At 49.4% G+C, this 7,156-nt stretch carries 7 protein-coding genes; all 7 read right to left on the bottom strand.

Annotated elements, in window-relative coordinates:
- Positions 1–140: 140 nt before the first annotated feature.
- Positions 141–311, bottom strand: a complete 171-nt coding sequence (locus tag CLFS41_RS30570) for a hypothetical protein (protein WP_166436619.1) — start codon at positions 309–311, stop codon at positions 141–143.
- A gap of 2 nt (positions 312–313) precedes the next feature.
- Positions 314–1,837, bottom strand: coding sequence for a HAMP domain-containing sensor histidine kinase (locus CLFS41_RS08210; RefSeq protein WP_045092006.1), 1,524 nt, complete (start codon positions 1,835–1,837; stop codon positions 314–316).
- A complete protein-coding gene (locus CLFS41_RS08205; RefSeq protein WP_007869814.1) occupies positions 1,834–2,514 on the bottom strand; it encodes a response regulator transcription factor in 681 nt (226 codons plus the stop codon). Before CLFS41_RS08205 ends, CLFS41_RS08210 begins: the two co-directional genes overlap by 4 nt.
- Before the next feature lie 261 nt (positions 2,515–2,775).
- Complete coding sequence (locus tag CLFS41_RS08200) at positions 2,776–3,108, bottom strand: DUF1292 domain-containing protein (protein ID WP_007869817.1); 333 nt, start codon at positions 3,106–3,108, stop codon at positions 2,776–2,778.
- Between the two features lie 111 nt (positions 3,109–3,219).
- The gene (locus CLFS41_RS08195) at positions 3,220–3,756 is read right to left on the bottom strand and encodes a cob(I)yrinic acid a,c-diamide adenosyltransferase (RefSeq protein ID WP_007869819.1); all 537 of its coding nucleotides are present in this window, start codon (positions 3,754–3,756) and stop codon (positions 3,220–3,222) included.
- The gene (locus tag CLFS41_RS08190) at positions 3,753–5,579 is read right to left on the bottom strand and encodes an ATP-dependent helicase (protein WP_045092005.1); all 1,827 of its coding nucleotides are present in this window, start codon (positions 5,577–5,579) and stop codon (positions 3,753–3,755) included. Before CLFS41_RS08190 ends, CLFS41_RS08195 begins: the two co-directional genes overlap by 4 nt.
- 21 nt (positions 5,580–5,600) lie before the next feature.
- Positions 5,601–7,079 carry a glutamate--tRNA ligase gene (gltX, locus tag CLFS41_RS08185; protein WP_007869834.1) on the bottom strand — a complete coding sequence of 493 codons (1,479 nt, stop codon included), beginning with the start codon at positions 7,077–7,079 and terminating at the stop codon, positions 5,601–5,603.
- Positions 7,080–7,156 lie beyond the last annotated feature (77 nt).

Raw genomic sequence — 7,156 nt, 5'->3', positions numbered from 1 at the left:
CAATGTCCGTTTGTTGTTGTCTTGTTCAGCAGCAACTTTTATATCTTATCACAACTGTTTTTGTTTGTCAACAACTTTTTAAACTTTTTTTATTTCTTACTCTCTTGCACTTAAGCTCTCACCGCAGCGCAAGAGATATCTTACCAGATGGTTCGACAAATGTCAACAGCTTTTTTCATTTTTTGTAAAAACTTTTGACCAACTTTTCGCTGCTTTTTGCTGGCCTCGTTTTGCTGAGACTGCTTTGCCGGGCTTGTTTCGCTGGGCCTGCTTTGCCGGGCCTGCTTCATCATCCGTCTGTTTGTTTCCAACACTACATCCCACTGTCCAATGTAAACCAGAACCGGACTCCGCCATCTACATTTTCAACACCGCAGGCTTTGTTGTGGGAATCCATAATGGCTTTCACAATGGACAGGCCGATTCCGCTCCCTCCATATTCCCTGGTCCTGGCCTTGTCTACTTTGTAGAACTTGGTCCAAAGATTGTCTAAATCCTCCTCCGGTATATGCTGTCCGGTATTAAACACAGTGACCCGTACCTCACCTTCCAACTGTTCCACACGGATTTCAATCCTTTTTTCGCCTTCCAGATGATTCAGGGCATTGTTCAGGTAATTGATGATGACTTCCTCTATCTTAAACTCATCGGCCCATACCCGTACCGGCCCAGCAGGCTCAAATATAACGGTCGCGTCCTTTTGCTGGAACAGGATACCGGAGGATGACAGCACGCCCTGGATCAGGGTCACCAGGTCAAACTGCTCCATCACGGGCATGTCATTGCCAAACTCAAGGGCGGTAAGATTCAGGAGCTGTTTTACCATCTTATTCATCTTATTGGCTTCATCCATGATCACATCACAGTAATAATCCCTGCTCTCCGGATCCTCAGCCATACCCTCCGTCAATCCTTCTGCATATCCCTGGATCAGGGCAATGGGTGTTTTCAGTTCATGGGATACATTGGCGATAAAATCTTTTCTCGTTTCATCAATGCGGACTTTTTCTTCTATATCCCTTTGGAGTTCATTGTTGGCTGTCTTCAGCGCTCCAATGGTTTCTTTCAGTTTTTCCGACAATGTGTTCATGCTGTGTCCCAGGATTCCGATCTCATCCTCCGAATTACCGGTATAGCGGGCTTCAAAATCCAGTTCCGACATCCTGGCCGACAAGGCGGCAAGGGAGCGGATGGGGGAAACCACCATTTTGGTGGTCCCGTACATAAGGATGCTGCCGAACACCAGGGCTGCAAGTCCCACATAGGCCATAAACTTATTGGAAACAGCAACACTTTCATGGATACTGGCCAGGGGCATGGACATGATGAATATGGTGCGGTTGTCATCAAAAAATCCCCAGCTCTCCAGATAATATCCCTGGGAACGCATATCATAGCTTTTCTGTATCTTATAATTGTCCTCCGAGATCAGGGTCTCTGTCTGGGGCGCGTTCTTTCCAAGGATATATTGGTGCACCCTTTCAGCCAGGAACCTGCCGTCCCTGAAGGGAGGCACCGTATTGTCGTTCATGCTGTCCACAATCACAATGGTGGTGTTATATTTTTCGCTCATCAGGCGCAGCATTCGGCTTGCCTCATTCTGTTCCCCGTCCTTGGAATAAAGGCTTTGAAGGTCATCGGTTATGTTTTCCCCTTCCTCCGCCTTTGCAATGACAAACTCATTCAGCTGTTCGTATGCGTCCTCCAGCAGTTTAAGCTTCTGTTTTGTATAGAAGCCTTCCAAAAAGAAGCTGTTCACCGCCCACAGGGTGATGAGCACCGCCGCCATAAGGCCGACAAATATCATGGTAAACCTCACCCTGATTGACTGTCTCATCCTTCATTCACCTCGAATTTATATCCCATGCCCCAGATCGTCTTAATATAATCACCTTTGTCCCCCATCTTGCTGCGAAGCTTTTTTACATGGGTGTCAATGGTACGGGCATCTCCAAAATAGTCGTAATTCCACACATTGTTCAGTATCTTCTCACGGGACAGGGCAATTCCCTGATTCTCTATAAAATAACTGAGGAGTTCAAACTCCTTATAACTCAGTTCGATCTCCCTGCCGTCTATGGTCACCTGATGGGCCGCCTTATCAATACATATGCCTCCCACACTCATATTCTCAGTGGATACCACGTTGCTCCTGCGCAGGATCGCATCCACCCTGGCCACCAGGATCTTGGGACTGAAGGGTTTGGATATATACTCATCCACTCCCAGTGAAAATCCCTGAAGTTCATCCCGCTCCTCGCTTCTGGCCGTCAGCATGATAACAGGGACCTGGGAATATTTGCGAATGGTCTTTAACACCTCCCACCCGTCCATCTTTGGCATCATCACGTCCAGAAGCACCAGGGAAATGTCTTTCTGTGCAAAGAATATATCCACTGCCTCCTCGCCATCCCCAGCCTCGATCACTGAAAATCCTTTATTGGTAAGGAAATCCTTAACCAGTTTTCTCATTCTGGCTTCATCATCCACCACTAATATTTTAAGAGCATCCACGGTGCTGCCTCCTTCACTTTGCCGACACGGTACTGCTTTTGTACTGCACAAGGCATGATCAATTGATTTTATAGGCTTTATTTTAACAAAAAAAAAGAATTTTTTCCATCATTTCACACAAGTTTCACACCTTGGCCATGATAATTACATAAAGAGACAAAAAGAGCCCCGGGAAAGCTCCCGAAGCCCAATGGCCGTTTGTAATATTGTCTGTTATCTTGTCTGTCTTCCTGTATATTATCCTGTGAATGGACCGGTCTTTTAGTCCTCTTCTTCTAATTCATCCTCGCCCACAAGTTCATCATACTCCTGGGAATCCAACAGCTCGTCAAATGCATCTGCCACGATCTCATACTCATCATCATCCTCGATGTTGTCCAGGGTAGGAGCGCCGTCCTCAGTCTCGCTGTAGCGGTAAAGGTAAACCTCTCCCTCCTCTGATTCCACGCCTTCTACCGGAAGAAGGGCAATATATTCCCGCTCGCCTGCGGTGAAAATGGTCAGTACCACACACTCTACCTCTGTATCATCATCCAGGGTCAGGGTTACTGTCATCTCCTGCTCTTCTTCATTCAAATTCTTCTCGTCTGCCATATTGTAATTCCTCTCTTACTTTCTTTCCCGGTACGCTGCTGACAGGTACCGTATTGATGTTTCATTCTTACACTCTATCAGACTAGCCCTAAAATTGCAAGAAAATATTATTTAATATTCAATCCCTTCCCTTGCGCCGATCCCCTGTTCAAAGGGGTGTCTGCGCATGACCATTTCCGTAATATAATCACTGCATTTTTCCATATGCTCCGAAGGCCCCCTGCCTGTCAGGATGACCTCCATGTGCTCCGGCCTGTGGCGGATGGAATTTAACACCAGGTCCTCATCTACAAATCCCAGATTACATGCACCTATGATCTCATCCAGAACCAGCATGTCAAATCCGCCTTCCCCATCCTGGCCCACGGCCATTTCCCAGGCCTTATAAAAATTGTCCCGGTAATAGACGGATGCAGCCTGCTTCTGGGCCGGAGTCATTTCCCAGGAAAAACCAAAGTTCTGGTCGCAGGGCAGCAGAGTGATCCCAGGCACGTGGGCCAGAGCCAAAACCTCGCCGGAATCGTCAGTTTTCAGGAAACGCGCGATCAGTACACGCATTCCTCTGCCTGCCGCACGCACCGCACTTCCAATGGCCGTGGTGGTCTTCCCTTTTCCATCTCCGCAATATATATGAACCAGACCTTTCATTCTTCTGCCTCCTCTGCAAATCGCGACTTTTCCTGCTTTTTGTGATAGCGTTCCCTCACATAATAGATATGGAGCCTTTCCTTTGCCCTTGTCATGGCAACGTAAAACATCCTGCGCTCCTCCTCCACATCCGGATCCAGAACCGCCTTGTGATGGGGCGTGATCCCTTCATTGGCGTCCAGGATATACACCACCCGAAATTCAAGTCCTTTGGAGCTGTGCATGGTCATGAGGCTTACCCCTTTTTCCCGCCCGTTTCCCCCCTGGGCTTGTTTTAGCAGCTGATCCCTGTAATGGTCCATATGGGCAAACCATGCATCGTATGTCTTAAACCCAGCTGCACTCTCCTGAAGCTGGTCCAATACCTCCAGAAGCTCCTCCGGCTTCATCCTGCGCTCCCCGGCATACTCTCTCAGGTATGAATCATAATCCACCGCCTTGCGGATATAGTTTACAGCAGCTGCAGGCGCCATGGTCTTCAGCATGATGAGATCGTATTCCAGCTGTTCAATTCTGTCCAGCATCCAGTTTTTGTCCTGGTAAAAGGATTTGACCGCCTCCCAGTTCACCATCTGCCCTTCCAGCGCATCCCTGCTCACATACCGCTTGGGACGGTTGATGATGGTGAGGATATTGGACCGGCTCAGGTCGCCGGTTGCTGCTTTTATATAAGAAAGTACATTTTTAACGATCCAGTGGTCATAGAGGTTGGGAACCGTATCCCGCATATTAAATGGAATATTGTATTCCATCAGTTTTTCGATCAACAGACGCGGCCCCAGATTGGTGCGGTAGAGCACGGCCATATCCTCATAGGCAATTCCCATGGAGGCATAGTCCCGAAGCTCCCCGGCAATGGCCAGGCTCTCGTCCAGGGGCTCAGGCCACTCACGTATGTCCAGGGGGCGTCCATTGCCCCTGGCTGCCCGTATGTCTTTGGGAAACCGGGTTCTGTTGTGCCGGATCACATTTCCGGCAGCCTCCACGATCTGGCGGCTGGAGCGGTAATTCTGGTCCAGCAAAAGACGCGGGGCATCGGGATAGTCCCGCTCAAACCCCAGCATGATCTCAGGCTTGGCGCCTCTGAACCGGTAGATGGACTGGTCATCATCCCCCACTATGAACAGGTTATTCTCAGGCTCAGCCAGCATTCTCACGATCTCATACTGGATCCTGTTAATGTCCTGAAACTCATCAATTAGTATGTACTTGTATTTGTTCTGCCATGCAGACAGGATATCCGGCCTTTCTTTAAACAGCTGATAGCACATGACCAGCATATCATCAAAATCCAGGAGTCTGCGCTTTCTCAGCTGCTCCTCGTACCCAAGGAACAGCTGCTTAAATACATCCTCTGAGCAGTTCTTTGCATAATAGTGGTCCAGGTCCATCAGCTCCCCCTTGACCATGCTGATCTCACTGAGGACAGAAGCGATAAACTCCCCCTCATCCTCCACCTCCAGGTCACAGTGTTCCAAAAGTCCCCTGACAAACTGGATCCTCTGTTCCTTCCTCACAATATTGGCGGCCTGATACCGGTACGCCAGTTTGAGGATCAGAAAAAAGACAGAATGGAAAGTTCCAAAGGAAACTCTGCTGCATCCTGCCTGGGTCATTTGTTCATACCGCTCCTTCATCTCCCTGGCCGCTGCCCTGGTAAAGGTAATTACCAGTATATGTCCCGGGTCCACTCCGGCTTTTTCCGTGAGATAGCGGACCCGGTTGGTGATGACCGTAGTCTTTCCCGAACCGGGTCCTGCCAGCACCAGCATAGGCCCCTGCCTATGCCGGATCGCCTTTTTTTGAGTTTCATTAAATGCCATGCAATACTGTCCTTACTATTCCTAAGACCGGTCTGTTCCGCCGTTCACTTGTTCACGGAGTTTTTCAATTCCCTTTCTCAGCCTTGCCAGGGACTCTTCCTTTCCAAGCACTTCCATGATCTCAGTGGCGCCTGCCGGGGTCATCTGCTTGCCGGATACAGCGGTCCTGATGGGCCACATCACAAATCCGGTCTTCACCCCAGTCTCCTCCACATACCCGGAAAGGACAGAGTAAAGAGCATCGTTGCTGTAATCCTCCTGATCTTCCAGTACAGGCAGAAGGTCTGTCAGTACCTTTAGCGCGGTTTCACTGTTGGTCTTCATCTTCTTATGGGTGTACATGGCTGCATCATACTCCGGAAGCTCCTCAAAGAAGTCAATATGGCCTGCAATTTCGGGGAATACCTCGATCCTTGTCTTGACCATGGATGCGATCTTCCTAAGGTCCAGGTCCTTTTTGATCACTGCCCTGATATAGGGCTCTGCCATCTGGAAAAACTGTTCAAAATCCATGGCCTTCATATATTCACTGTTCATCCACCTAAGCTTGGTCATGTCAAACACGGCCGGCGATTTGCTCATGCGGCGGTAGTCAAATTCCTTTACCATCTCCTCCAACGAGAAGATCTCGCGGTTATCCTCCGGTGACCAGCCAAGAAGGGCCACATAATTCACCACTGCCTCGGATATAAACCCCTGCTCCAGAAGATCCTCAAAGGATGAATGGCCGCTTCTCTTGCTCAGCTTATGATGTTCCTCGTCCGTGATCAGCGGGCAGTGCACATACACAGGCACCTCCCAGCCAAATGCCTCATAAAGGCGGTTATACTTGGGTGATGAGGACAAATATTCATTGCCCCTAACCACATGGGTGATGCCCATCAGATGGTCGTCCACCACATTGGCAAAATTATAGGTGGGATACCCGTCCGACTTGATGAGTACCATATCGTCCAGCTCGGAATTATCCACTGTGATGTCTCCATAGATCTCATCCTTAAAGGTAGTGGTACCGGTGACAGGATTATTCTGACGGATGACATAGGGCATACCGGCCGCCAGATTGGCCTCCACCTCTTCCCTGGAAAGGCCAAGGCAGTGTTTGTCGTAAGCCATGATCTCCTCGCCGTTCACTGTCTTTTTCAGGGACGAAAGGCGCTCCGGGGTACAAAAGCAGTAATATGCTTCCCCTTTATCAACCAGCTTCCTGGCGTATTCCAGATAGATCCCTGATGCCTGGCGCTCGCTCTGTACATACGGACCCACGCCGCCGTCCTTGTCCGGGCCTTCATCGTGGATCAGCCCCGTGTCCTTTAGCGTCTGGTAAATGATCTCCACAGCGCCTTCCACATAACGCTCCTGGTCTGTATCTTCAATGCGGAGCAGAAAATCCCCGCCCTCATGCTTTGCGATCAGATAGGCATATAATGCCGTCCTCAAATTCCCCACATGCATCCTGCCGGTTGGGCTGGGTGCATATCTTGTCCTTACTCTGCTCATGTTTATCAGTCTCCTATATTTTCCTTTTTCAGGGAAATGAACCGGGCCCGCCTGTATCTCGGGCACTGTCATCCCCC

This window comes from Clostridium sp. FS41 (assembly GCF_000954015.1).
Classification (GTDB): Bacteria; Bacillota; Clostridia; order Lachnospirales; family Lachnospiraceae; genus Enterocloster; species Enterocloster citroniae.
This window is presented reverse-complemented; position numbering and strand designations above follow the sequence as displayed.

Coding starts and splice junctions, on each gene's coding strand:
- gltX (WP_007869834.1), bottom strand. CDS start 7,079: ATGAGCAGAGTAAGGACAAGATATGCACCCAGCCCAACCGGCAGGATG.
- CLFS41_RS08210 (WP_045092006.1), bottom strand. CDS start 1,837: ATGAGACAGTCAATCAGGGTGAGGTTTACCATGATATTTGTCGGCCTT.
- CLFS41_RS08200 (WP_007869817.1), bottom strand. CDS start 3,108: ATGGCAGACGAGAAGAATTTGAATGAAGAAGAGCAGGAGATGACAGTA.
- CLFS41_RS08190 (WP_045092005.1), bottom strand. CDS start 5,579: ATGGCATTTAATGAAACTCAAAAAAAGGCGATCCGGCATAGGCAGGGG.
- CLFS41_RS08195 (WP_007869819.1), bottom strand. CDS start 3,756: ATGAAAGGTCTGGTTCATATATATTGCGGAGATGGAAAAGGGAAGACC.